Here is a 21,791-nt window from a genome sequence, read left to right on the forward strand (position 1 = left end):
TATCTGTAAATGTGTTCTATATAAGGTTACGGATAGATAATTATCATTTAAGGCAATACCGCATAATTGAACAAAAGCGATTTGCGAACAAATTTTGCGTACTTTTGTAAAATACATTATAATTTTACCCTTTCTAAGAGAACACCGTCAAGAAAAACCGTCCTCTCCTCCCAGTATTCCGCAATCCTATGGATAAATTATGGTCTTCAGCGATTTATTGTGCTATACTATCCACAGAACATCCCCAAAAGGAGGAACTTTATTATGGTACAAGTGAATGCGATCGGTGACGCATGTCCGATTCCGGTCATCAAAACGCTGCACGCGCTGCAGGATTTGAAAGGTGCGGGCACGGTTCAGACGCTGGTAGATAATGAAATTGCAGTGCAGAACCTGACCCGCCTTGCGGAGAGCAAGGGCTGCTCGATCACAACCGAAAAACGCTCGGACAAGGAATTCTGCGTGACGATCACGACCGAAAACACCATCGGCAAGGCAGAAGCCGATGAGCAGATTGCCTGCACGGTACCGGCGGCGCAGAAAAAGACGGTCGTTGTCATTTCCGCCGACCACATGGGCGAGGGCGATGAGGAGCTGGGCCGCATTCTCATCAAGGGCTTTATTTTTGCGCTCACCCAGCAGGATCACCTGCCGAGCACGATTCTGTTCTACAACGGCGGCGCACGCCTGACCTGCGAAGACTCGGCATCGCTCGAGGATCTGAAAAACCTGGCATCGCTCGGTGTGGAGATTCTGACCTGCGGTACCTGTCTCAACCACTACGGCCTGACCGACAAGCTGGCAGTCGGTGACGTGACCAACATGTACGTCATCACCGAGAAGCAGATGCAGGCCGACCTCATTCTGCGCCCGTGATGCGGCGCAAACGGCCGTTTGCGGTCATCGCGTTTGCGTCCACCGAGCAGGCGCTCGCGGCAGAAGCCATGTTCACGCAGCGCGGTCTGCCCGGACGCATAATTCCGATTCCCTCTCAGGTGAGCGCAGGCTGCGGACTGGCATGGAAGGCCGAAACAAACGAGGAACAGGTGCTCCTCGACGCTCTGCGCGAAACCGACATTGGATTCGAGACGCATGCTCTCGTCGAACTGTTCGACTGACGGAGGAAATCATGATTTATCTGGATAACGCAGCGACCACGCTGCACAAGCCGCCTGAAGTCGCAGAGGCGGTCAAAAACGCCATTCTTACCGCAGGAAATGCGTCGCGCGGCGCACACGGCGTGTCGCTTTCCGCGTCGCGCATGGTGTTCGAAACGCGGAGTCAGCTGGCGAAGCTGTTCGGCTGTCCGCGTGCGGACCATGTTGTATTCACCGCGAACTCCACCGAGGCGCTGAATATTGCACTCTACGGTCTGTTTTCGTCCGGCGATCACGTCATTTCGACCGATCTGGAGCACAATTCCGTGCTCCGTCCGCTGTATGATCTGCAGACGCGCGGCGTATCGGTGGATTTTGTACCGGCAGACCGCAGGGGCAGCATCCGCTGCGAGGATATGGAACACCTGTTCCGGCCGGAAACCAAGGCCGTTGTCTGCACGCATGCATCCAATCTGACCGGAAACCTGCTCGATATCGCCAAAATCGGTGCAATGGCGCACGAACACGGTGCCCTTCTGGTTGTCGATGCATCGCAGACGGCAGGCGCGGTGCCAATCGACATGCAGCGCATGAACATTGACGTGCTCTGCTTCACCGGCCACAAGGGCCTAATGGGTCCGCAGGGAACCGGCGGCCTGTGCATCCGGCCGGGTGTAGAGCTTCGGCCGCTGCTCCGCGGCGGCACCGGCATTCACTCCTACGACCGCGAGCAGCCGCAGGCGTATCCCGCACGGCTCGAGGCGGGCACGCTCAATACGCACGGCATCGCCGGACTGCATGCCGCGCTGAAATTTATTGAAAAACAGACCGTGCAGACCATCGGAGCACACGAACGCGCACTCATGCGGCGGTTTTACGACGGTGTGAAGGACATTGACGGCGTGACCGTCTACGGCGATTTCTCCCGACCGGAACGCGCGGCTGTCGTGGCACTTAACATCCGCGATTATGACTCCGCCGAGGTCGCGGACGCGCTGTTTGCCGATTATGACATCGCCACACGCGCCGGTGCACACTGTGCGCCGCGCATGCACGAGGCGCTCGGCACCGTGCAGCAGGGCGCGGTTCGCTTCAGCTTTTCGTATTTTAACACGGAAACTGAGGTCGATACCGCAATTGCCGCCGTGCGGGAGCTGGCGGAGTAATCCTGCATTTTCCCCAAAGGAGCCTTACCTATGAGCAACCAGCTTGCCGTGCTGTTCCCCGGCATCGGCTACCATATCGACAAACCGCTGCTGTATTACAGCGCCAAACTTGCACGCGCACGCGGCTGCGACCTGCTCGCGGTGCAGTATCCCGCTCTGCCGACCGGTTTAAGAGGTCACACCGAAAAAATCGAACAAGCTGTGCAGACCGCGCTTTCTGCCGCAGAGGAACAGCTTACCGCCATCGACTGGACCGCTTACGACCGCGTTTTCTTCCTCTCGAAGAGCATTGGCACTGCGATTGCCGCACGGTATGCTGTTCAGCACAACATTCATCCGCGGCAGGTATACTACACGCCGATTGAACAGGCCCTGCCCTATCTCGACCCGACCGGCATCGCCTTTCACGGCACCGCCGATCCGTGGGCGGACACCGAGATGATCATAAACGGCTGCCGGAAGATCGGCATTCTGCTCTATCTGACCGAAAACGCCAACCACTCAATGGAAACCGGCGATACCTTGCACGATATTTTTATTCTGCACGATATTATGGATGAAACCGCACACTGGATGGATTCTCCGGCGTGACCGCCGTTTTCCGTTTACTTTTTCCGCCCTCTATGATAAAATAGACTATCATAATGAGGAAGTATGTCTATGAGAAAAAATGTACTCGAATATTTGGAATCCTCTGCCCGAATGCACGCGGACAAGCCTGCGTTCTGCGATGAGAACCGCGTGTTCACCTTCGGCGAGCTGCTGAAGGCCGCACAGGGTCTGGGCACGCACCTTGCCAAAACCGTCGATACACTGCACAAGCCGGTCGCGGTTTTGATCGGCCGCACGGCCGAAAGCGTTGCCGCGATGCAGGGTGTGCTGTATGCGGGCGGCTGCTACGTTCCGATCGACGACCACATGCCGGAAGCGCGTATCCGCCGCATTTTCGAGCAGGTTCATCCGGCCGCTATCGTCTACGCCGAGGGCAACCGCAGGCAGGCTGAGCCGCTTGCCGACTGTGCGCCGCTCATCTCGATGGACGAGGGCTTTGCAGCACCGGCTGACGCAGATCTGCTGCAGTCCATCCGTGAGAACGTGCTGGATATTGACCCGGTTTACCTGCTGTTCACCTCGGGTTCGACCGGTGCGCCGAAGGGAATCGTCATTCCGCACCGTGCGGTCATCGACTTCACCGACTGGATGAGCGAGTTCTGCGGCTACACCGAGCATGATATTTTCGGCAATCAGGCGCCGTTTTACTTTGATCTTTCGTGCAAGGACCTGTACCAGACCCTTTCGCTCGGTGCAACCTGCCATATTTTCTCGAAAAAGCTGTTTACCTTCCCGATGCTGCTGCTCAAGGAGATGGAGCGTGTCGGCGTGACCGCCATCAACTGGGCGACCAGCGCGTTCCACTTTGTGGCAAGCTCGGGTGCACTGAGCAAGTGCGCGCCGCCCACGCTGCGCAAAGCCGCTCTCGGCGGTGAAGCGCTGCAGGCGCGCTATGTGAACGCGTGGAAGGCCGCGATTCCAGGTCTTGAGGTTGTCAATATGTACGGACCGACCGAGACCACCGTGGACTGTGCCGCATTCCATCTCACCCGCGACTACCGCGACGATGAAGCCATTCCGATCGGCAAAGCCTGCCGCAACATGCAGATTGTGCTGCTCGACAAGGACGGCAAGCCTGTTCCGGACGGCGAGGCCGGCGAGATCTGCGTGCGCGGCAGCGGACTGGCCAGCGGCTACTTCGGTAACTGGGAAAAGACGAACGAATGCTTCATCCAGAACCCGACAAACCCGTATTTCCGCGATATTCTGTACCGCACGGGTGATATCGCCGTCAAGAAGGACGACGGTCTGCTGTATTTCCTGTCGCGGCAGGACGGCCAGATCAAGCACATGGGCTACCGCATCGAGCTTGGCGAGATCGAGACCGCGCTGCACAGCGTGGACGGCATCGCCGCCGCAGCCTGCCTGTTTGACCGCAGCCGCGACCGCATCCTCTGCATCTACGAGGGCGAACCGGATGCCGCGGCACTCGCGCGTGCCATGCGCAGACTGGTACCCAAGTATATGCTGCCCAACATCTATGAAAAGCTGGACGCACTGCCGATGAATGCCAACGGCAAGATCGACCGCGTCAAGCTGAAGGAGCAATTTATCCATGCGGAAGATTGAGAATTTCGCACAGATTTCCGATCTGCTGAACGCACAGCTCAAGAAAGGCGTCATTACCAACAACTTTCTGCGCGGTGATGACTACACGCGCGAAATCGCGAACGGACTGTACATCCACGAGGCAGACGGCGCACTGCTGCTGTTCCGCGAACGCGGAGACCACCTTGTGATGACGTTCTACCTGCATCCGGGCGCGGTGCTCTCCCTGCCGGAGACGGACAGGCCGGTTGTGACCGAGCTGTCCTGCCGCGCGAAAGACGCGGAGGTCATGGCTAATGCCGCCGAGCAATTCTGTGTCCTCGGTTTTCGTCAGGTGCTGCGCCGCACGCGGCGCACCCGCAAACCGGAAGCATTTCCGGTGGAAACAACCGCAGTTCCTGCAAAGCCGGAGGATTTCGAGGATATTTCCCGCTTTTTAAGTGAGCACTTCTCCGCTCTCACCGGCTGTCTGCCGACTGCGGACGATCTGCGCGAAAACCTCGCAACCGGCCACACCGTTATCACCCGGGACGAACAGGGCGTTTCCGGCGTGCTGCATTTTGCAGTTTCCCGCGTCTCGACCGAAATTCGGCACCTTGCCGTGCGTGCGGACTGCCGCGGAAAAGGTCTTGCCGGCGAGCTGCTCACTGCGTATCTTACGGCAACGGACGGCGCAAAAAGTCAGGTATGGGCGCGGACCGGCAATGCTCCTGCCGAGCATTTTTACGAACAACACGGCTATCGGCCCGACGGATGGACTTCCGCCGTGCTGCAATATAATTAAAGGAGAAATCGACCATGAGAGAAAAAATTATCGAAATTCTGAATGAGATCTGCCCGGGCAACGACTTTGAGAACGAAACTGCCATCATCGACGACGGCATCATCGATTCCCTCGACATCGTAGCCGTTATTTCCGAGCTGATGGAGGAGTTTGACGTTCAGCTGGGTGTCAACGACCTGACGCCGGAGAACTTCAACTCGGTTGACGCCATCGTTGAACTGATCGAGAACGCGCAGGACTAATGGCTTTTACTTCCGCTTCATTTATCGTACTTACCATTGCGAGCGTGCTGCTCTACTACATCGTGCCGAAAAAGGCACAGTGGTGCATCCTGCTGCTGGCGAGTGCGGCGTTTTACATGGCCGGCTCGGTCAAGGCGTTTGCGTGGGTGGTTCTGGTGGCCGGAATGACCTGGGTAACCGGACTCATTCTCGGGTGCTATAACGCCATCAAGCCTGCCGACAAGGCGCAAAAGACCCAAATACAGCACAAAAAGAGGCAGATCGCGGTAATTTGCGCGGTCTGCTGTTTTGGCTTGCTCTACGCGATGAAATACTGGAATTTCACGCTCGAGCTGCTGCCGTCCGCGCTCGGCAATCACATTCCCCGATGGGATTTTGTCGTGCCGCTCGGTCTGTCGTTTTTCATTTTCCAGTCCATGAGCTACGTTATTGACGTGTACCGCGGCAAATATGCGCCCGAGCGCAATCCGCTGCGCTACGGTCTGTTCGTATCGTTCTTCCCGCAGATGGTACAGGGACCGATCAGCCGTTTCGATCAGCTGGCGCCGCAGCTTACCGCAGAGCGCAAGCTGTGCTGGGACGACCTGCAGATCGGCATTCAGCTGGCGCTCTGGGGGTACTTCAAAAAAATCGTCATCGCTGACCGCGCGGCTGTTCTGGTAAACAACGTCATCATGGAGAACTGTCCGTACGGCGGTGCTGTCATTGCGCTCGGTATTCTGTTCTACTGCATTCAGTTGTACTGCGATTTTTCCGGCGGCATCGACATCACACGCGGCGTCGCGCGCATGTTCGGCATTGATATGACCGTCAACTTCCGCCGACCGCTGTTTTCCACCTCACTCACCGACTACTGGCGGCGCTGGCACATCACGCTCGGTGCGTGGATGCGCGACTATGTGTTCTATCCTCTGGCGTTTTCCAAGCCGTTCGGCAAGCTCGGCAAGTGGGCGCGCAAGCATTTCAAGGGCATGATGGGCAAGATCTGTGCCACCTCAACCGCTACGTTTATCGTGTATTTGATCATCGGCATCTGGCACGGCGCCAACTTCCGCTACATTGCGTTCGGCCTGTGGAACGGTATCCTCATTACCGCTTCCCTGCTGATGGAGCGCCGCTTCCTTTCGTGGAAGGAAAAGCTGCACATCAACGACAAATCGACCGGCTGGCGCATTTTTATGACGGTCCGCACGTTCGGACTGGTGTTTATCGGCCGTTATTTCACCCGCGCACCGCGTCTCAAAACTGTATTCGCGCTGCTCGGCACAACCGTGCTGCATCCGCATTTCAGTGAGTTTTCGTCGGTTGTGCCGACGCTTGGATTGAGTATTTCCGACTTTATCATCATTTTTGTCGGCATTCTCATCGTCCACGGTGTGGAGTTCTTTGAGGAACGCGGCACCGATGTGCAGGCGTGGCTCAACGAGCGCCCGGCGCTCGTGCAGCTGACCGTGCTAACCGTTTCGCTCGTGGTCCTGCTGCTGTTCGGCATTTTCCGTGCCGGATACATCTCGTCCGAGTTCATCTACAAGCAATTTTAAGGAGGCAGAGCATGAACGCAAAAAAATGGGTGCTTTCTCTGCCCGTTATCGTGCTGATCCTAGCCGCACTGCTGGCCGGATTCAACTACGTCACCGACCCGTTCGGCGCGTTCGGCGACCGGTTTATGCAGTGGTTTTCGTATGACGAGACCAACAATCCGCGTGCGGCGAAGATCTCCTATCTCGAGCAGCACCATGACGAGTACGACTCGTATTTTCTCGGCTGCTCGTCCACCAGCTCGCTGCCGACCGAGTCGTTTAACGAGATGCTGAACGCCAGATTCTACAACATGATCATGTACGGCGCGGATATGAAGGACTGCGAAAAGATTGCAAACTACCTGATCGACAACTACACGGTCAAAAATCTGGTGCTGAATGTGTATCTGGACAATGGCCTGACCTATGATGATGAGTCCAACAAGCTGACCCACAGCCTGCACTACAAAACCGACCCGGATATGTCCGCGCTGTCGTATTACTCGCGGTTTCTCCTCGCGGACCCGCGGTATGGCTATCAGAAGCTGGTGAACAAGAAGAAAGACACGCTCATGCCGCAGTCGTTCGACGTATTCGACGAGCAGACCGGTGCGTATGACAAGCGCGTGCGTGATGTAGAGCCGATCGGCTCTACCGCGGATTATCTGAACGCCTATCCGGTATTCACCAATTATCCCAACCACGAGCCGCTGCACCTGTACAAGACCGAAGCCTGCATGCAGTCGGTGGCCGCAATCCGCAAGGTTTGCGAGGAAAACGGCGTCAATCTGATTGTGCTGACCGCTCCGGTGTACACCGACTATTACAAGAACTTTTACGACGAGGATATCACGAATTTCTACGAATCTCTTGCCAAAGTGACCGATTACTGGAATTTTTCGTCCTCGTCTGTCAGCAGCGAGCCGCGCTTCTTCTACGACAGCACGCACTTCCGCAACAACATTGGCGAGATGATGGCAACCCGCATTGCCGAGAAGGAGTATCCCGACTTTACGCCTGCTATCACCGCAATTCCGTCGGATTTCGGCACTTATGTGACCTCTGACACGCCGCATGACTATTTCACGCAGCGTCCTGCACCGCGCACGGACAACGATACCGCCGTTAAGGTTCCGATTCTGACGTGGCACCAGCTGACCGAGGAGGTCAGCGGCTCGGCTACCATTTCGCCGGAGGCGTTCCGCAAACAGATTCAGGCGCTTTCCGATGCCGGCTGCAACGCGATTTCGCTCGAGCAGCTGCGCGATTACGTCTACAATGGTACACCGCTGCCCGAGAACCCCATCGTTCTCACGTTTGACGACGGCTATCTGAGCAACTACGCGGACGCATTCCCTGTTCTCAAGGAATACAACATGAAGGCGACCATTTTCGCCATCGGCGTTTCCATCGGCAAGGACACCTACAAGGATACCGACCACGCCATGACACCGCACTTCGGCGCGGCTGAGATGCAGGAAATGGTGGATTCCGGCCTGATTTCCATCCAGAGCCACACCTATGACATGCACCAGTGGCCGCCGTTCGAGGACGGCAACGACCGTGTTCGGGAAACACTCGCGCAGCTTCCCGGCGAAAGCGATGCGGACTACGAAGCCGCTGTCAGGGCTGACATCCAGCAGAGCCAGCAGGCCATCGAGCCGATCACCGGTGAGAAGGTCAACGCGCTGTCCTATCCGGAAGGCGCATACGGCACGCTGACGATGGATGCGCTGCGCAGTCAGGGCATCGAGCTGACGTTCACCACCCAGCCGGGCGTGAATGCGGTCGTACAGGGTTTGCCGCAGACGCTGTACAGCATGCACCGCATTACCATGACGGAAGACACCAACATGGATGAATTCCTGGCGGAACTCGCAAAATAATATCTATGATATAGAAAACGCAGACTGAGAATATTCTCAGTCTGCGTTTTTTGTGAATGGAATTTTCCATTTTATAAACCGTAGCCGCGCATTGCACCATACATTTCCGGTCTCCGGTCGCGGTAAACACCCCACGAACGGCGCATCTCACGGATTTCATCCAGATCGAACGTATGCGTCAGCACGCCTGCGTTTTCACGGTCAGCCTGCTCGACAAGCGCGCCGGTTTCATCCGCGATGAAGGACGAGCCGTAGAACGTCAGCGAGGACGACTGGTGCTGGTTATCCTCGGTCGGCTTGACGGTCTCGGTGCCGATGCGGTTTGCCGCGATCAGCGGCATAATGTTCGCCGCCGCGTGGCCCTGCATGCAGCGCCGCCAGTGCGGCATGGAATCGCAGTCAAGAATCGGCTCGGAACCGATGGCAGTCGGGTAGAACAGCAGTTCCGCGCCTTGCAGCGCCATGCAGCGCGCGGACTCCGGGAACCACTGGTCCCAGCAGATACCGACGCCGATTTTCGCATAAGCCGTATCCCAGACCTTGAAGCCGGTATTTCCGGGCGTAAAATAGAACTTTTCCTGATAAAAATGGTCATCCGGAATGTGGGTCTTGCGGTACTGACCCATGATCGTGCCGTCCGCGTCAATGACAGCCACCGTGTTGAACGTGGTCTCGCCGACCCGCTCGTAGTAGCTGACCGGAATGACGACCTTGAAATCACGGGCAATGGTCTGCATCTCGCGGACCGCCGGATTTTCCTCGAGTGTTGTCGCTAAATGATAGTTCTCGTAGCTTTTTTCCTGACAGAAATACCAGTTTTCAAACAGTTCGGGCAGCAGAATGATCTGCGCCCCCTGAGATGCCGCTTCGCGGACCTTTTCGCAGGCTTCTTCCAGACCGTAGGTCATCTGAATCGCAGCAACGGTTACTTTATTGGACATAAAAGATTCTCTCCTATACTTATGGCAACACCGCACAATTAAGACTGCGGTGCTTTGCGGAAATTTTGTGTCCTGACTTTGTTGCAGTTTCACGGTAATACATCAAGTATTACCGCAAAACTGTGCCTCGTCAGTACGCAAAATTTACTCGCAAATCACTCTTGTTCAATTATGCGGTATTGCCTTATCTTCTCTTGCGCGTGGGCGGCTTTTTGCCCTTGCCGGGCTTGCCGCCGCGTCCCTTGCCGCTGTGACGGCGGCGCTCCGCGCGATTGCCTCTCGGAGCACGGTCGGTGTCCTCACGGCGCGGACGATCCAGCTTTTCCGAAACCGGAAGCGAGCCGTCTGCCGGTGCAAAGTCGATCTGACCGGTGGTGTCGCTTGCGGCAAGCAGCTTGACACGCATCGGCGTGCCGATCGTAAACCGCTTGCCGGTGTGGCGGCCAACCATCGCCATGTGCTCCTCGTCGTACTGGTAGAAGTCGCCGGTCATCAGCTCTGCACGAATCAGACCCTCACAGCCGTTTTCCAGCGCAACAAACACGCCGAACGACTGCACACCGGAAACCTCCGCGTCAAATTCCTCACCGATAAACTGCTGCATGTAGGACGCGATATACAGCTTGTCGATGTCGCGTTCGCAGTTGTCGGCAGCCTGTTCGCGGTTTGTGGACTGGTCTGCGGCTTCCTCGCACATTGTTTCGTCTGCCGCGGTAAATTCTTCACCGAGAAGCGCCTTCTGCAGCATGCGATGCGCCACCAGATCGGGATAGCGGCGGATTGGCGAGGTAAAGTGCAGGTAGAACTTCGCCTTCAGACCGTAATGGCCAATACACTCATCCGCGTAGCGGGCACGCGCCAGCGAGCGCAGCAGAAGCGTCGGCAGCACGCGCTGCTTCGGGTCGTTCTTTGCGCCGCGCAGCACGGTCTGGAACTGCGCCGTATCCTCCGGCTTGGACGGGTCGATGCGGTAGCCGAACGGACGCGCAAACGACGCAAACACGCGCAGCTTGTCCGGATCGGGATTCTCGTGCACACGGTAGACGGTCGGCAGCTCGCGCTTGCACATATACTCGGCAACCGCTTCGTTGGCCTGCAGCATGAATTCCTCGATTAGCTTTTCACTCTCGCCGCGCTCACGGAACCGAATTTCAACCGGCTTGCCGTTCTCGTCCACGCGGATTTCCGCCTCCGGAATGTCCAGCTCGAGTGCGCCGCGCTCAATGCGGCGCTTGTACAGCGCGTGCGCCAAATTGTTCATCGTCTCGGCAGTCTCGACCAGAAAAGCGTATTCCTCGCGCAGCCCCTTGTCCCCCGCGAGGATTTTGTTAACCTTGTTGTAGGTCATGCGGGCCTTGGAGCAGATGACCGACTTGGCAAATTTCGCACCATACCGGCGGCCGTCCTTATCGACCTCCATCAGCGCGGAGAACGCCAGACGGTCCACCTTCGGGTTGAGCGAGCAGATGCCGTTGGACAGCGCGAACGGCAGCATCGGCACAACGTGTCCCGGGAAATAAACCGATGTACCGCGGCGGAACGCCTCGGCGTCAAGCGGCGAATCCGGCGTAACGTAATGGCTCACGTCCGCGATGTGTACGCCGAGCAGATAGTGTCCGTTTTCCAGCTTTTCGAGCGATACCGCATCGTCAAAGTCCTTCGCGTCATCGCCGTCGATGGTAAAGATCAGCTTGTCGCGCAGATCGAGCCGCTTGCCGGCGGTGCCCATATCGACCTCCTGCGGAATGGCGAGCGCCTGCTCGAGCACCTCGTTCGGAAATACGTCATACACGCCGTTTTCGTGCAGAACAGCCGCGATAGCGGCCTCCATCGTACCGCTTTCGCCCAAATCCGCGCGGACAACGCCCTGCGGCATAAACTGCTCATCGCCGTAATGCGAGATCGAAACAGCCACACAGTCACCAACGGCGGCTTCGCCGAGGTCATGCTTGTCCACCGCAATCTCCGGATACTTTTTCGAGGTCGGCTGCACGAAAAATGCCTTGCCGCGCTGCACGAGTTCGCCGGTCAGCTCCTTGCCGGCGCGTCCCAGCACGCGGATAACGGTTGCTTCCTTGCGGCCGCGGTTGTTCTTGCGCTCACTCACCTTGACGAGCACGCGGTCGCCGTGCCACGCACCGCCGGACGCATTCGGCGGGATGAACAGATCATCCGGCTTGGCTTCGCCCTCCGGATAATCCGGCGCGACAAACGCGAATGCCCGCTCGGTAGCCAGATAGGTTCCGGCCGCACAGCCGTAGTGCGCGGAGACCGCAAAGCGGTTTTTCTTATTTTTCATCACCCTGCCGTCTGCAATGAGCACGTCCAGCGCGTTTTTGAGATTGTTTTTGCCTGCATTCGGCAGCTCGCGCCGGATGTCCTCAATACGGCACGGGTGCACCAGAATTTCCAGCAGTCTGGATTCCAATTCGGTGTCTGCTTCTTTATTTTTCATATTCGCCCCTCCTATCTTCGGCTTCTGGCGAAAAATCAATGCACTATTTCATTGTTATTATACCATTCTCAAATCTTATTGAAAAGCCAAAACCAAGTAAACCCATCACCATCCGCAAATTTGTACAGAATGTGACGAACAACATGAATTGACGCGGACAAGTCCGCATGGTACTATATAATAAGTTATCACAGTGATTTGGAGGGAATTTGCATGAAAGCACTCATCACGGGTGCGTCCTCTGGACTGGGACGCGAAATGGCGCGCCTGCTGGCGGCACGCGGCTACGAGCTGATCCTGTGCGCCCGCAGAGAGGAACGCCTGCGCGAACTGGCGGCAGAGCTGCCGGTGCCGTGCCGCATCATCGCGGCGGACGTGTCGGACGAGCAGGAATGCCGCCTGCTGTACGAGGCCGTACAGAGCGAGGAACTGGAGGTCGTGATCAACAACGCGGGGTTCGGTCTGTTCGGCGAGTTTGTCACCGCCGATCTGGATGAGGAGCTGCGCATGATCGACACCAACGTGCGTGCCGTACACATTCTCACCAAGCTGGCTGTGCGGGATTTTGTGCAGCGCGGACGCGGCTATATTCTCAACGTGTCGTCCTCGGCGGGATTTTTGCCGGGACCGCTGATGGCGACCTATTACGCCACCAAAAACTATGTTCTGCGCCTGACCGAAGCCTTGCGCGAGGAGCTGCGCCGCGCCGGCTCTCCGGTGCGTGTGTGCGCCCTCTGTCCGGGACCGGTGGACACCGAGTTCAACAAAGTCGCAGGCGTGCGGTTTTCGCTCTCCGGTCTGTCGGCAGAGCGTGTGGCGCGCGAAGCTGTTGACGGCCTGTTTGCAGGCAAGGCGGTTGTCGTTCCGGGTGCAGCCATGAAGGCCATGACACTGGCGCGGCATTTCGCGCCGGACAGCATTCTTGCCCGTATCACCTATCATTTCCAGCATAAGAAGGGCGCAAAATGACTGCAAAAGAGATAAAAAGAACGCTGCAAAGCGAATTTGTGCGTACACTGCGCAAGCCGTTCGTAGACGCGGTAAAGGCATATGAACTGGTAAAACCGGGCGATAAGGTTGCAGTCTGCATCTCCGGCGGCAAGGATTCCATGCTGCTGGCACTGCTGCTGCAGGATTTACAGCACACGATGGATTTTGACCTCGTGTTCCTTGCAATGGACCCGGGTTATGCGCCGGAGGGCCGCAAGCACCTCGAGGAAAACGCGAAACGGCTGGACATCCCGCTCGAAATTTTCGACACCGACGTACTGCGCGTGGCAGGGATACACTCTGCCGAGCACCCCTGCTTTCTGTGCGCAAAAATGCGGCGCGGCTACCTGTACACCGAAGCACGCAAGCGCGGCTGCAATAAAATCGCGCTCGGTCATCACTATGATGATGCCATCGGCACCGTGCTGATGGGACTGATCTACGGCGGTCAGGTGCAGGCCATGCTGCCGCGCGTCAAGGCCAAGAATTACGAGGGCATGGAGCTGATCCGTCCGCTGTATTTCACGCGCGAGCAGAGTGTCCTCGACTGGGCGGAATATTGCAGTCTGACCTTCCTGCCGTGCGACTGTCCGGCGAAAAAACTGGAAAGCGACACCAAGCGCGCGGAAATCAAGCAGCTGATCGCGTCTCTCGCGGCAAACAACCCGCAGATTGAAGCGAATATCTTCAACGCGGTCAAGAACGTCGATACCGCCAAGCTGCTCGGCTGGCGCGATGCGAACGGCAAACATAATTTTCTGGATCAATTTGACTAACGAGGCGCAGTTATGAACATCAAACGTGCAAAAAACGAAATCAAAAACGCGCTCAAGGCGTATCTCACCACCGATGAATTCGGCGCGTATCGCATTCCGCCGATTCGGCAGCGGCCAATCCTGCTGATGGGACCTCCGGGCATCGGCAAAACGCAGATCATGCAGCAGATCGCCGAGGAGACCGGCGTCGGTCTTGTCTCCTACACGCTGACACACCACACGCGCCAGTCCGCGCTCGGTCTGCCGTTCATCGACAAGGTGATGCTCGGCGGCGAGGAACGCACAGTAACCGCCTACACAATGAGCGAGATTATCGCTTCGGTGTACCGCGAAATGGAACGCACAGGCGTAAAAGAAGGCATTCTGTTCCTCGATGAAATCAACTGTATTTCCGAGACGCTCACGCCGATGATGCTGCAGTTTCTGCAGTGCAAGACCTTCGGCAATCAGCAGCTGCCTGCCGGATGGGTGGTCGTAGCAGCGGGAAATCCGCCGGAATACAACAAATCCGTGCGGGAATTTGACGTGGTAACGCTCGACCGCGTTAAAAAAATCGACATCGAAGAGGATTTCGGTGTGTGGAAGGAGTACGCGTACCGACGCGGCATCCATGGTGCCATCCTGTCCTACCTTGAGATCCGGCGCGAGCATTTTTACCGCGTAGAGACTACCGCCGACGGACTGCAGTTTGTCACCGCACGCGGCTGGGAAGATTTGTCCGAGCTGATGCAGGTGTACGAGTCGCTGGGTATTCCGGTTGATCGTCAGGTTGTGGAGCAGTATTTGCAGCTGCCGCAGGTGGCAAGTGATTTTGCGAATTATCTGCAGCTTTATGACAAATACAAGCAGGTTTACCGCGTGGATGAGCTGCTTTCCGGCACCTGGGAGCCGGTTCGCGCTTCCGAACTGCGGGACGCGCCGTTTGACGAAAAGCTGGGCGTACTCGGTCTGCTGCTGAGCCGGCTGGCGGACGGTGCCCGTGACGCGTACCGTCTGGATGCGCTGACCGATGCGCTTCACGCCGACCTGCTCGCCATCCGAGAAGGCGCAAAAGCCATCGCTTCCCTGCCGGATGAAAAACGTGCCGCGCTTGCAGACAAGCGAAACGGCGGCTCGTCCGACAAGGACGCGCTCTATGTCGCCTCCCGTGAGGTGGAGCGTCTGGATGCCTACCGGCAGGCGCTCACACTCGAAAAAGTACCCGAGGAGCAGCAGTTTGACCGCCTGAAGGCGCTTTTCTCCGCCGATGTGGACGCACGCGCAGCCGCCGCAGACAAGACCGATGCCGCACTGGCAAACGCATTTGCCTTCCTCGATGCCGCCATTCCGGATTCGCAGGAGCTGGTGCTGTTCGCTACCGAGCTGACCGCGAACTGGTTTACCTCGTGGTTTATCCAGAACTTCGGGTGCGATGCGTATTTCGCGCATAACAAGCGCCTGCTGTTCGATGATACGCAGAAACAGCTTCTGCAGGATATTGAATCCGCAAGAAACGAAGAATCATGAACAGTTTATCCGGAAACCCGGTTGCGCATTAGGCTGCAGCCGGGTTTCCGGCATATGTAGAGGGTATTTCATCTGCGGTTTTCCACCGTCAAGAACGGGTTTGACCTCTCTATGGTTGCCATCAGCGCTGGATTGTGCCTGTTCCATTACTGCCCGTTTTACGGCATCGGTGTCGGCACAGTGCTCTCCGCACTGCTGCTCGGACGGGTCATCAAGCTTTTTGAGCTGCTCCCGCTGTCCGACGCATAAAAACGCCGTCTGCACACATCATTCCTTGATGTAGCGCAGACGGCGCAGAAACTCTTCGTTATCGGTTTTTTCGCAGATGGCGTCAATGCCGGACGAGATGATCCAGACCGCCATGCCGCGCCGCGCGCACAGCACCAGCATATCAATGATCATCTTGTGATGCGCCGATTCCTGTCCCGCGAACGGGAAAAAGCAGATCAGCAGCTTGGGATTGAGCAGATACCACCGATAATACGAAAACCGCAGACGATCGGGCAGTGACCATGCGCTGAGCGGACGCAGCAGCATTTCGCGCGGGAACCAGCGAGTCGCCTCCTCCAGAATACTGGAGACGAGCTTTTTGCGGATCAGCCACTTGTCTGCCTTAGGAATCAGACAGGTGCACAGATTGTCGAGCGCGGTCATGTTGTCAAACAGCACGCCGCCCGGTCGGTCGGGCTGCTCAATCTGGATGCCGATCTCAGTGCCGATGATACGGTTCAGCTCGCTGTGGTCGTAAATTCTGCCGTCCAGCCGGAAAATGCCGTTCTGCCAGCCCTGATTCCCCAGAAAGCAGTCGTGCAGACGGCGTCCGGTGCTGTAATTCTCATCGTGCAGAAAGGCGATCTCGCCGGCGCATATCTCGAAGGACAGCGGCGGCAGTGGCGGCAGGAACAGTTCAAATACGGAAAGCACCGTCTTGCCCTTTGCGGGCGCTGTGCGCTCCATCCATGCCGGACGGCTGGCACGCTCCCAACCGAGCAGCTCAAACAGGCGCGGGCCGTATTCCTCAGGATACAGCCGGAAAAAGGTGCGGCGCTCCTTAATCACATCAATGCGGCCGGCATAGCGGAACATGAACATCTCATCCATATCGAAAAGGAGCACCGCCATGCCATGCCCGAGCAGAAGCTGTACGCACTGCATCAGCCGGTCCTGATCCTGCCGGCGCAGTGCCTCTGTCAGCCGATCGAGGACGAGCAGCCGGCAGCCGGTGAACCATGCGCGGAACACCGAAAGCCGGTAATAATCCAGCACCGAAAGGTCGGCAAGGCGCGTCTCCCACGAATGCTCCAGCCCAAGTTGCCGCAGCATATCGGTCGCGGCAAGCGATTTCAGCCGTGCCGCACTGCGGTTCTTCTGCCGGTATGAGGTCGTTCTGCCAAGCGCCAGCACAAAATCGCGCATGGTCAGCTCCCTGCCCGCAAAGCGGGATTTGTCCACCAGCATGGTGTTCTGCCGGATCCAGTGCTCGATCACTGCGGCGCCTGTCTTGCTGCCGCAGCAGAAGGCGCGTCCGTCCGTCAGTGCAAGGCGTCCCTTGAAAAGATCCAGATATGCAGTACCGGAGGTCAAATACTCATCCACATATACGCCGATGCACTCGCCGCAGGAAACCGAGATATCAAACCGGTATTCGCCGGTATCGCTGCGGAATACACCATGCTCAATGCGTATCAGTTCTTCCTTCATATCACTCCTCCTGCAGCAGCAGCGGCAGTGTAACGCAGCATTCGGTACCGATTCCCTTCGCGCTGAATATCCGCAGACCGTAATTTTCTCCGAACATCAGCCGTATACGGCTGTTAACATTGCGCAGCGCAATGCCGCCGCGTTTGCGGCTGACGGCGTTCGCGCTGCCATGGGCAAACTCCTCGTTCAGCTGCTCCACCTGCTCCTCGGAAATACCGATTCCGTCGTCCTTGACGCGCAGGAACAGCGTGTTTTCGCTGTTTTCCACCGAAATATGTACGGTTCCCTGCCCTATCTTGCTCTCCAGACCATGCACGACGGCGTTTTCCACCAGCGGCTGCAGGATCAGCTTGGGCATACGCGCCTCAAGCAAATCCTCGTTTTCCATTTCCAGTTCCATATCCAGCTTGTCACCGAAGCGACAGCGCTGGATGGTGAAATAGTTCTCGGCGTTGTCCAACTCGTCCGAAAAGGTGACATATTCCTGCACATTGGAGATGGTGTAGCGAAAAAAAGTCGCCAGTGCCTCGGTCGTCTCCGCGATGTCCTCGCAATCCGCCAAGAGCGCATCCGAACGGATCGCCTCAAGCGCATTGTACAGAAAATGCGGATTGATCTGGTTTTGCAGCGCCAGATACTCCGCCTGCTTCTGCCGCAGGCGGGTGATCTCCTCGCCGTGCAGACGATCCTCGATCTCGTGGAAAAAGGCAAAAATATCGCGGCAGCGGCTCCAATCCTCGTGCAGCACCGCGTCCAGATTGCCGTCCCGCCGATAGCGGCGCAGCGCCCGGCGCAGCTTCCATTGTGTTTTCAGCCACATGCCCTTCACCTACCTGTACAGCTTTTTATAGTCCGACGGACTGATTCCGGTGGTTTTCTTGAACAGGCGGGAAAAATATTTCAGGTCACGGTATCCAACCTGTTCGGCAACGTCCTGCACCGAGCATTCATCGCCGCACAGCAATTCCTTCGCCTTATTCATGCGCAGCTCGGTCAGATAATCCATGAAATTCTGTCCGGTCTCCTTTTTGAACATGGCGGAAAAGTAGGTCGCGTTGAAGCCGACCGCATTGCTGACATCCTCGAGCCGCAGAGATTCCTGATAATGCTGCTGGATAAAGTGCTTTGCGTCCGTAATGGGACGCGCTTCGCGCTGAGAGCGCTCCCGGCGCAGACGGTTCAGCTCACCGCTGACGCCGTCCTGCAGCAGCCGAAGCAGCTCCTGTGCGTTGGTACACTGCCACAGTCCGTCCTCCATGCGCTGATAGAACTGCTCATCGGCGCTGCCGTCCTGCTGCAAGCCGTAGCGCACCGCAGTTAGTATCTGCCGGAACCAGTCCTCCAGCATTTGTCCCCAGAGCGGCTGCATAGACATAACTGCGCGGTAGCTGTCCTCCAGCTCCTCGGCGTACTGCTCGGTGTTCAGACATGCGGCAGCCTCCTGAAAGCGACGCTTCTGCGCGCCATCCAGCGTATAATGCAGGGAAAAATCCGGTGTTTCGGCTTCGGCGTCCCGCCAGTTCGGTGTGTGGCACAAACCGTCGATGCACAGCCAAATCGCCTCCTTCAGCGAAACGGACAGCTTTTCTGTGGTGCTCTGCCGACTGCCAAGGCAGACGGCGGCGCGAATGCCCCAGAACAGGTCGCGCTGCTTTTCGATCTCCTTGCGTATCTTGGTGAAGCACCGCTTGACCTCGACCGGCTGATACTCCGGCGTATACACGGCCGCCACGATACCCTCGCGGCGTGCCGATGCCACAAAACCGCAGTCCATCTGTCCCAGCTCCTGCCGGACGATCTCGAGCGCGTGCTTCTGCATGGCACGGAAGCCGTCCTGATTTTCTGCCGCGGACGGAATATTCGGCTTGATAACAGCCGCAAAGTAGCTGCCGCCTTCGGGCAGACCGCGCTCCAGATCAAACGAGCGCACGGTGCTCGAGGTGCGTACACCGCCGCGCACCTCAGTCATCAGGGTGTCGATGATGCGCTCCTGCTCACGCTCGCTGCTCTTTTTCAAGCGGTACTCTATCGCTGCTTCCTCGCCCATCTTCTCCTTGAGGCTGATCAGCAGATCGACCATTTCCTCCTGCTTGAGCGGCTTAAGCAGATAGCCTTCTACGCCGTATTTGAGCGCATTCTGCGCATATTCAAACTGGCGGTAGCCGCTGACGATGATAAAATGCAGTCCCGGCTGAATCTGCTTTGCCTGCCGAATGAGGTCAATGCCGTCATAGCCGGGCATGCGGATATCGGTCACCAGCAAGTGCGGCTTCTTTTCGCGCACTTGATCGAGTGCGCTTATACCGTCGCTCGCCATGCCGACAATCTCAAAGCCAAGACCTTCCCAGTCAATCAGCTTGCGCATCAGCAGCAGGACCTTTTTTTCATCATCTGCCAGTACGACCCTTAACATACATATTCCCCTTTGAAGGTAATTTTAGGAAAACAGATTTTGCTTGTTGATAGGAAAAAGGGAAAACGTAACCGTTTTCCCTTTTTCTTATTCATAATAACACTGTTTGCAAGGATTTGCAAAGCATTTTCAAGAAATTACTCGTAATCCTTAACGTTGCTGGAGTCGATCCAGGTGTTGTCGGTTACGATCTCGGTGGTATCGAGGGTTTCACCCTTGAGCAGCTTAACAGCGGCCTCGATGCCGTTTGCAGCCATAGCACCGCCATTCTGAGAAACAGTACCGCTGATGCGGCCGTCCTGAATAGCCTCAAAGCCGTCCGGCGTACCGTCAACGCCTGCGATAACGATGCCGGAGTTTGCACCTGCTGCGTTGCCGGCGCCTACTGCCATGCCGTCGTTCTCACAAACGATAGCATCCAGATCGTAAGCGGACAGCCAGCTCTCAACAGTGGACTGTGCGCTTGCGGTATCCCACTGGCAATCAGCCGGAGCAACGACCTGCTTGATCTCGGGGTAGTTCTTCAGAATGTTCTCGTAGCCTTCCATACGCTGCAGACCGCCTGCGTCGCCGGACGGGCCGGTCAGGATAGCGATGTTGCCCTTGCCGTTGAGGAGCTTTGCAACCTGCTCCATCTCGGTTTCGCCGGCCTTTACGTTGTTGCCGTAGGAAACAGCGGAGATGCCGTTGTTCTGCCAGTCGGTGCAGGCCGAGATGATGTTGATCATAACAACGCCGGAATCAGCTGCGGACTTTGCAGCATCGGCAAGGCCGTCCGGATCAACAGGCTCGAACAGGATGGCATCATAGCCCTCGGATACGCACTGCTCAATCTGGCTGATCTGGGTAGCGGCGTCCTGATCGGCACTCAGAATGGTCAGGTCAACACCCAGCTCGTCAGCCTTGGCCTCAGCAGCCTCGGATACGGCAATCTGGAATGCGTTGGTCTGGTGCTGCTGGATGAGGGCGATCTTGTAGGAATCGCTGCCGGAATCAGCACCGGAATCGGTGCCTGCATCAGAACCGGTGGAAGTACCACCGCAGGCAGCCAGACTCAGAGTCATGGCACCTGTAAGCAGCATAGCGAGAAGTCTCTTTTTCATTTTCTTTTTCCTCCTTAGAGAAGTTGTGGTTATGATAGGAGGAGAGAGGAGCGTTCGCACGCTCCTGCGGTCCTCACAGTCAACAATGGAAATCAGTTTTTCTTGGTCTTGCCCTTTACGTCGATCAGAACGGCTACCACGATGATAACGCCCTTGACGATCTTCTGCCAGTGGGACGATACGCCCATAATATCCAGACCGTTTGCGATAACGGTGATCAGCAGACAGCCGATGACAACGCCCCACGGCTTGCCTACGCCGCCAGTCATGGATACGCCGCCGACTACGCACGCGGTGATGGCGTCCATCTCGTAGCTCTCGGCTGCGGTCGGCTGGCCGATGGTAACGCGTGAGGTCATCAGGAAGCCGCACAGACCAGCCAGCAGGCCTGCAATAGCAAATGTGGAGATGCGGATGGCGGTGGTGTTGATGCCGGAAACGCGGGCTGCCTGCAGATTGCCGCCGCAAGCGTAAACACGTCGTCCATAAACCGTTTTAGATAAAACAAATGCACAGATGATGATAACGATTACAAGAAAGATGGACAGCATCGGAATGCCTGCGATAGAAGATGCAGCGACCGCCTTGTAGCCCTTGCTGATGCCGGTGATCGGCTTGCCGTTGGAGGTCAGCAGCGCCAGACCACGCACAGCTGTCATCGAGCCGAGTGTCATAATAAACGGGGGCAAATCGCCGATGGCAACGCCGATGCCGTTTACCATGCCGACTGCCAGACCGGCCAGCATCGCAACGACCAGCGGCACGATCAGCGGCAGGTCGCCCTTGCCGAGCAACGCTGCTAAAATGCCGGTGAACGCTACGGTAGAGCCGACCGACATATCAAATCCGCCCGCAATAATGACGAACATCATGCCGAACGCCAGAATGCCGTTGATGGAAGCCTGCTTGAGGATGTTGACGAGGTTGTTCGGGCTGATGAAGCTGGGCTTCAGAATGGTCAGCGCAACGACCAGTACGATAAAGATCAGGAAGATGAAGTATTCACTGATCAGTCCTTTAAGATTTTTCTGTTTCATGTTGTTCCCCTTCC

General features: G+C 56.9%; 20 protein-coding genes. 13 read left to right on the forward strand and 7 right to left on the reverse strand.

What is annotated here, in order from left to right:
- Nucleotides 1-264: 264 nt before the first annotated feature.
- The 9 genes from yedF to IEY11_RS12245 all read left to right on the forward strand — a co-directional run bounded on the left by yedF (nt 265) and on the right by IEY11_RS12245 (nt 8,855).
- A complete protein-coding gene (gene yedF, locus IEY11_RS12205) occupies nt 265-876 on the forward strand; it encodes a sulfurtransferase-like selenium metabolism protein YedF (RefSeq protein ID WP_188886684.1) in 612 nt (203 codons plus the stop codon).
- Nucleotides 876-1,118: a DUF3343 domain-containing protein gene (locus IEY11_RS12210; protein WP_188886718.1), complete on the forward strand. Its 243-nt coding sequence runs from the start codon at nt 876-878 to the stop codon at nt 1,116-1,118. Before yedF ends, IEY11_RS12210 begins: the two co-directional genes overlap by 1 nt.
- Before the next feature lie 11 nt (nt 1,119-1,129).
- A complete protein-coding gene (locus IEY11_RS12215) occupies nt 1,130-2,263 on the forward strand; it encodes an aminotransferase class V-fold PLP-dependent enzyme (RefSeq protein WP_188886685.1) in 1,134 nt (377 codons plus the stop codon).
- Nucleotides 2,264-2,293: 30 nt separating this feature from the next.
- Nucleotides 2,294-2,854, forward strand: coding sequence for an alpha/beta fold hydrolase (locus IEY11_RS12220; protein ID WP_188886686.1), 561 nt, complete (start codon nt 2,294-2,296; stop codon nt 2,852-2,854).
- Nucleotides 2,855-2,923: 69 nt separating this feature from the next.
- The gene (locus tag IEY11_RS12225) at nt 2,924-4,444 is read left to right on the forward strand and encodes an amino acid adenylation domain-containing protein (RefSeq protein WP_188886687.1); all 1,521 of its coding nucleotides are present in this window, start codon (nt 2,924-2,926) and stop codon (nt 4,442-4,444) included.
- A complete protein-coding gene (locus IEY11_RS12230; RefSeq protein ID WP_188886688.1) occupies nt 4,431-5,207 on the forward strand; it encodes a GNAT family N-acetyltransferase in 777 nt (258 codons plus the stop codon). Before IEY11_RS12225 ends, IEY11_RS12230 begins: the two co-directional genes overlap by 14 nt.
- Nucleotides 5,208-5,221: 14 nt before the next feature.
- Nucleotides 5,222-5,449, forward strand: a complete 228-nt coding sequence (locus IEY11_RS12235; RefSeq protein WP_110435814.1) for an acyl carrier protein — start codon at nt 5,222-5,224, stop codon at nt 5,447-5,449.
- The gene (locus IEY11_RS12240; RefSeq protein WP_188886689.1) at nt 5,449-6,990 is read left to right on the forward strand and encodes an MBOAT family O-acyltransferase; all 1,542 of its coding nucleotides are present in this window, start codon (nt 5,449-5,451) and stop codon (nt 6,988-6,990) included. Before IEY11_RS12235 ends, IEY11_RS12240 begins: the two co-directional genes overlap by 1 nt.
- A gap of 11 nt (nt 6,991-7,001) precedes the next feature.
- A complete protein-coding gene (locus IEY11_RS12245; protein ID WP_188886690.1) occupies nt 7,002-8,855 on the forward strand; it encodes a polysaccharide deacetylase family protein in 1,854 nt (617 codons plus the stop codon).
- A 71-nt stretch (nt 8,856-8,926) separates the two neighbouring features.
- Here IEY11_RS12245 and aguB read toward each other — a convergent pair whose 3' ends face one another.
- Together aguB and rnr are read right to left on the reverse strand one after the other, a co-directional pair.
- On the reverse strand, nt 8,927-9,796 hold the full coding sequence (gene aguB, locus IEY11_RS12250) for an N-carbamoylputrescine amidase (RefSeq protein ID WP_110435811.1): 870 nt from the start codon (nt 9,794-9,796) through the stop codon (nt 8,927-8,929).
- A 184-nt stretch (nt 9,797-9,980) separates the two neighbouring features.
- Nucleotides 9,981-12,251: a ribonuclease R gene (rnr, locus tag IEY11_RS12255; RefSeq protein ID WP_188886691.1), complete on the reverse strand. Its 2,271-nt coding sequence runs from the start codon at nt 12,249-12,251 to the stop codon at nt 9,981-9,983.
- Nucleotides 12,252-12,464: 213 nt separating this feature from the next.
- Here rnr and IEY11_RS12260 point away from each other — a divergent pair, with 213 nt between their 5' ends.
- The 4 genes from IEY11_RS12260 to IEY11_RS12275 all read left to right on the forward strand — a co-directional run bounded on the left by IEY11_RS12260 (nt 12,465) and on the right by IEY11_RS12275 (nt 15,772).
- Nucleotides 12,465-13,220, forward strand: coding sequence for an SDR family NAD(P)-dependent oxidoreductase (locus IEY11_RS12260; RefSeq protein WP_110435809.1), 756 nt, complete (start codon nt 12,465-12,467; stop codon nt 13,218-13,220).
- Nucleotides 13,217-14,017 (forward strand): tRNA lysidine(34) synthetase, encoded by an 801-nt coding sequence (locus tag IEY11_RS12265; RefSeq protein ID WP_188886692.1) that lies wholly within the window; start codon nt 13,217-13,219, stop codon nt 14,015-14,017. The genes IEY11_RS12260 and IEY11_RS12265 overlap by 4 nt, the downstream gene beginning before the upstream one ends.
- A gap of 12 nt (nt 14,018-14,029) precedes the next feature.
- Nucleotides 14,030-15,523 (forward strand): AAA family ATPase, encoded by a 1,494-nt coding sequence (locus tag IEY11_RS12270; protein WP_188886693.1) that lies wholly within the window; start codon nt 14,030-14,032, stop codon nt 15,521-15,523.
- 111 nt (nt 15,524-15,634) lie between these two features.
- Nucleotides 15,635-15,772 (forward strand): hypothetical protein, encoded by a 138-nt coding sequence (locus IEY11_RS12275; protein WP_158578355.1) that lies wholly within the window; start codon nt 15,635-15,637, stop codon nt 15,770-15,772.
- 18 nt (nt 15,773-15,790) lie between these two features.
- On the opposite strand, the gene IEY11_RS12280 is transcribed toward IEY11_RS12275, so the two are convergent.
- The 5 genes from IEY11_RS12280 to IEY11_RS12300 all read right to left on the reverse strand — a co-directional run bounded on the left by IEY11_RS12280 (nt 15,791) and on the right by IEY11_RS12300 (nt 21,777).
- The gene (locus IEY11_RS12280; RefSeq protein ID WP_118729962.1) at nt 15,791-17,224 is read right to left on the reverse strand and encodes an ABC transporter ATP-binding protein; all 1,434 of its coding nucleotides are present in this window, start codon (nt 17,222-17,224) and stop codon (nt 15,791-15,793) included.
- A 1-nt stretch (nt 17,225) separates the two neighbouring features.
- Nucleotides 17,226-18,044 carry a sensor histidine kinase gene (locus IEY11_RS12285; protein ID WP_118360885.1) on the reverse strand — a complete coding sequence of 273 codons (819 nt, stop codon included), beginning with the start codon at nt 18,042-18,044 and terminating at the stop codon, nt 17,226-17,228.
- A gap of 9 nt (nt 18,045-18,053) precedes the next feature.
- Nucleotides 18,054-19,637: a response regulator transcription factor gene (locus IEY11_RS12290; RefSeq protein WP_188886694.1), complete on the reverse strand. Its 1,584-nt coding sequence runs from the start codon at nt 19,635-19,637 to the stop codon at nt 18,054-18,056.
- A 137-nt stretch (nt 19,638-19,774) separates the two neighbouring features.
- Nucleotides 19,775-20,740 carry a sugar ABC transporter substrate-binding protein gene (locus IEY11_RS12295; RefSeq protein ID WP_118564696.1) on the reverse strand — a complete coding sequence of 322 codons (966 nt, stop codon included), beginning with the start codon at nt 20,738-20,740 and terminating at the stop codon, nt 19,775-19,777.
- A gap of 92 nt (nt 20,741-20,832) precedes the next feature.
- Nucleotides 20,833-21,777, reverse strand: coding sequence for an ABC transporter permease (locus IEY11_RS12300; protein ID WP_118360888.1), 945 nt, complete (start codon nt 21,775-21,777; stop codon nt 20,833-20,835).
- Between the last annotated feature and the right edge of the window lie 14 nt (nt 21,778-21,791).

The sequence above is a fragment of the Butyricicoccus faecihominis genome, from assembly GCF_014648015.1.
In the GTDB taxonomy this organism is placed as follows: Bacteria; Bacillota; Clostridia; order Oscillospirales; family Butyricicoccaceae; genus Agathobaculum; species Agathobaculum butyriciproducens.

Bases quoted from the DNA above. Each gene is read 5' to 3' on its own strand.
- yedF (WP_188886684.1), top strand. From the start codon at position 265: ATGGTACAAGTGAATGCGATCGGTGACGCATGTCCGATTCCGGTCATC.
- IEY11_RS12210 (WP_188886718.1), top strand. From the start codon at position 876: ATGCGGCGCAAACGGCCGTTTGCGGTCATCGCGTTTGCGTCCACCGAG.
- IEY11_RS12215 (WP_188886685.1), top strand. From the start codon at position 1,130: ATGATTTATCTGGATAACGCAGCGACCACGCTGCACAAGCCGCCTGAA.
- IEY11_RS12220 (WP_188886686.1), top strand. From the start codon at position 2,294: ATGAGCAACCAGCTTGCCGTGCTGTTCCCCGGCATCGGCTACCATATC.
- IEY11_RS12225 (WP_188886687.1), top strand. From the start codon at position 2,924: ATGAGAAAAAATGTACTCGAATATTTGGAATCCTCTGCCCGAATGCAC.
- IEY11_RS12230 (WP_188886688.1), top strand. From the start codon at position 4,431: ATGCGGAAGATTGAGAATTTCGCACAGATTTCCGATCTGCTGAACGCA.
- IEY11_RS12235 (WP_110435814.1), top strand. From the start codon at position 5,222: ATGAGAGAAAAAATTATCGAAATTCTGAATGAGATCTGCCCGGGCAAC.
- IEY11_RS12240 (WP_188886689.1), top strand. From the start codon at position 5,449: ATGGCTTTTACTTCCGCTTCATTTATCGTACTTACCATTGCGAGCGTG.
- IEY11_RS12245 (WP_188886690.1), top strand. From the start codon at position 7,002: ATGAACGCAAAAAAATGGGTGCTTTCTCTGCCCGTTATCGTGCTGATC.
- aguB (WP_110435811.1), bottom strand. From the start codon at position 9,796: ATGTCCAATAAAGTAACCGTTGCTGCGATTCAGATGACCTACGGTCTG.
- rnr (WP_188886691.1), bottom strand. From the start codon at position 12,251: ATGAAAAATAAAGAAGCAGACACCGAATTGGAATCCAGACTGCTGGAA.
- IEY11_RS12260 (WP_110435809.1), top strand. From the start codon at position 12,465: ATGAAAGCACTCATCACGGGTGCGTCCTCTGGACTGGGACGCGAAATG.
- IEY11_RS12265 (WP_188886692.1), top strand. From the start codon at position 13,217: ATGACTGCAAAAGAGATAAAAAGAACGCTGCAAAGCGAATTTGTGCGT.
- IEY11_RS12270 (WP_188886693.1), top strand. From the start codon at position 14,030: ATGAACATCAAACGTGCAAAAAACGAAATCAAAAACGCGCTCAAGGCG.
- IEY11_RS12275 (WP_158578355.1), top strand. From the start codon at position 15,635: ATGGTTGCCATCAGCGCTGGATTGTGCCTGTTCCATTACTGCCCGTTT.
- IEY11_RS12280 (WP_118729962.1), bottom strand. From the start codon at position 17,224: ATGAAGGAAGAACTGATACGCATTGAGCATGGTGTATTCCGCAGCGAT.
- IEY11_RS12285 (WP_118360885.1), bottom strand. From the start codon at position 18,044: ATGTGGCTGAAAACACAATGGAAGCTGCGCCGGGCGCTGCGCCGCTAT.
- IEY11_RS12290 (WP_188886694.1), bottom strand. From the start codon at position 19,637: ATGTTAAGGGTCGTACTGGCAGATGATGAAAAAAAGGTCCTGCTGCTG.
- IEY11_RS12295 (WP_118564696.1), bottom strand. From the start codon at position 20,740: ATGAAAAAGAGACTTCTCGCTATGCTGCTTACAGGTGCCATGACTCTG.
- IEY11_RS12300 (WP_118360888.1), bottom strand. From the start codon at position 21,777: ATGAAACAGAAAAATCTTAAAGGACTGATCAGTGAATACTTCATCTTC.